Source organism: Xenorhabdus koppenhoeferi (genome assembly GCF_900116635.1).
GTDB classification, from domain to species: Bacteria; Pseudomonadota; Gammaproteobacteria; order Enterobacterales; family Enterobacteriaceae; genus Xenorhabdus; species Xenorhabdus koppenhoeferi.
On sequence record NZ_FPBJ01000087.1, the window covers coordinates 1 to 1,380 of the forward strand.

A 1,380-nucleotide genomic window follows, 5' to 3' on the forward strand; every position below is an offset into this window, starting at 1 on the left:
TGCATGCTTGTCTTTGTATGCCAGTACTCTTCTTCGAAAATCTAGACTGTAACCCATCTCAATTCTACCTTGTCATTGGGATTTAGGTATTATGACACAGTATTATGATTCTGCTATATGCATCTTTCAGACCTGAAGCTTGCCGTACATGCATTCTGTTCCCACTTCCCTGCGGACTTTTGCTAACGTATGCACCACTACCTTTTTCTGCCCACCAACAGCGCTTCAATTCAGGAGCGAAAACCACACCGATCTTGGGTTCTCCATCTTCTACGAGCGCCACAAGTGTGGCCCAGATGGGGATTCCGCGAACGAAGTTCTTGGTTCCGTCAATCGGGTCGATAATCCACACTCTCCCTTTCTGAACTGCCAGACCTCCGCTCTCTTCCCCAACAAATAGGTCATTAGGACGCTCGGATTCTATAAGTTCACGTACGCGCAATTCAGCACCAATATCCGCAGGGGTAACTGGGCTACCATCTTTCTTTAAAGTGACTTGAAATTCACCAGATTCTCTTAAAGAAAGAGCTGTTGTGGCTGCGTCCACTGCAACTCGCTGTGCTAGACGGAGATCATCTCCGCTATTGAGTTTCACGTTAATAACACACCTCCATTAGGTGGTATTCCATCACGCGAGGTGCTTCGATTCGACGAATACGCTGAACCATCGACAATGTGGCTGATGTACTTTTTGCGATAGCTTCCAGCACAGTTCCATTTTTGAGGTCAGCAGTGCCTATGAGTAGGCGGCCATTTTTTCGCAAGTAGGCTGAAGCTCCTTGGATCAAACGGCGTTGACCAGCGTATTCAGGATCGAATACCGCAGCGTGCAATTCACTCGCCATATCAAAGTCACCATCGACATAAGTCCATGGAACGTTCCTCTAGCATGCGCCCACCAACTGGATAGGGGAGCGCGCTTGCCATAACTTCAGTCGCACCTGTGAGTGTCCCAGGGAAAACGCCACGAATAAGCTCCCACTGCCGTCCAAGCAGACTAAATTCAGTAGGAAAGTCTGTATCATGCAAGGCTCGTATGAGTACTTTTTCTGCATCTTTCGGATCTTCCTGGAACACATCTGACTCGATATTTTTCATATTTTTAATAACCTCTTATATTTTAGGTCAATTTCGGCAATTGTCTTTTCGTAACTAGCTATTAAGGGTTCATCTTCTTCACGATAAAAAGTTGGAAAAGAGACTGCTCTTTCGGAAACATCATATGCGACAGGGAGTAATTCCCTTATCGGTTGGACGCGTCTAGGTTCATGATTCCAAATATGTCTAGTACTACAGTCGTATACCCCTTTGTGGCATGATAACCCCTGACATTTTTTCCTGAAAAATACGGGGAGGTGTTCAATGCACTTACCGACTCAC

The 1,380-nt window shown here is 46.0% G+C and carries 3 protein-coding genes; all 3 read right to left on the reverse strand.

The window, feature by feature from the left end:
- Nucleotides 1-82: 82 nt before the first annotated feature.
- Genes BM329_RS14205 through BM329_RS15150 form a run of 3 tightly spaced genes read right to left on the reverse strand, consistent with a single transcriptional unit; the run spans nt 83 to nt 1,098 of the window.
- Entirely contained in the window at nt 83-595 is a 513-nt protein-coding gene (locus BM329_RS14205; RefSeq protein WP_245759107.1) for an inositol monophosphatase family protein, read from the reverse strand.
- A gap of 1 nt (nt 596) precedes the next feature.
- Entirely contained in the window at nt 597-845 is a 249-nt protein-coding gene (locus BM329_RS15145) for a hypothetical protein (RefSeq protein ID WP_245759108.1), read from the reverse strand.
- Between the two features lie 7 nt (nt 846-852).
- Nucleotides 853-1,098 (reverse strand): hypothetical protein, encoded by a 246-nt coding sequence (locus BM329_RS15150; protein ID WP_245759109.1) that lies wholly within the window; start codon nt 1,096-1,098, stop codon nt 853-855.
- Between the last annotated feature and the right edge of the window lie 282 nt (nt 1,099-1,380).

Excerpts from the sequence above, each read along its gene's own strand:
- BM329_RS15145 (WP_245759108.1), bottom strand. The coding sequence starts at position 845 with ATGGCGAGTGAATTGCACGCTGCGGTATTCGATCCTGAATACGCTGGT.
- BM329_RS15150 (WP_245759109.1), bottom strand. The coding sequence starts at position 1,098 with ATGAAAAATATCGAGTCAGATGTGTTCCAGGAAGATCCGAAAGATGCA.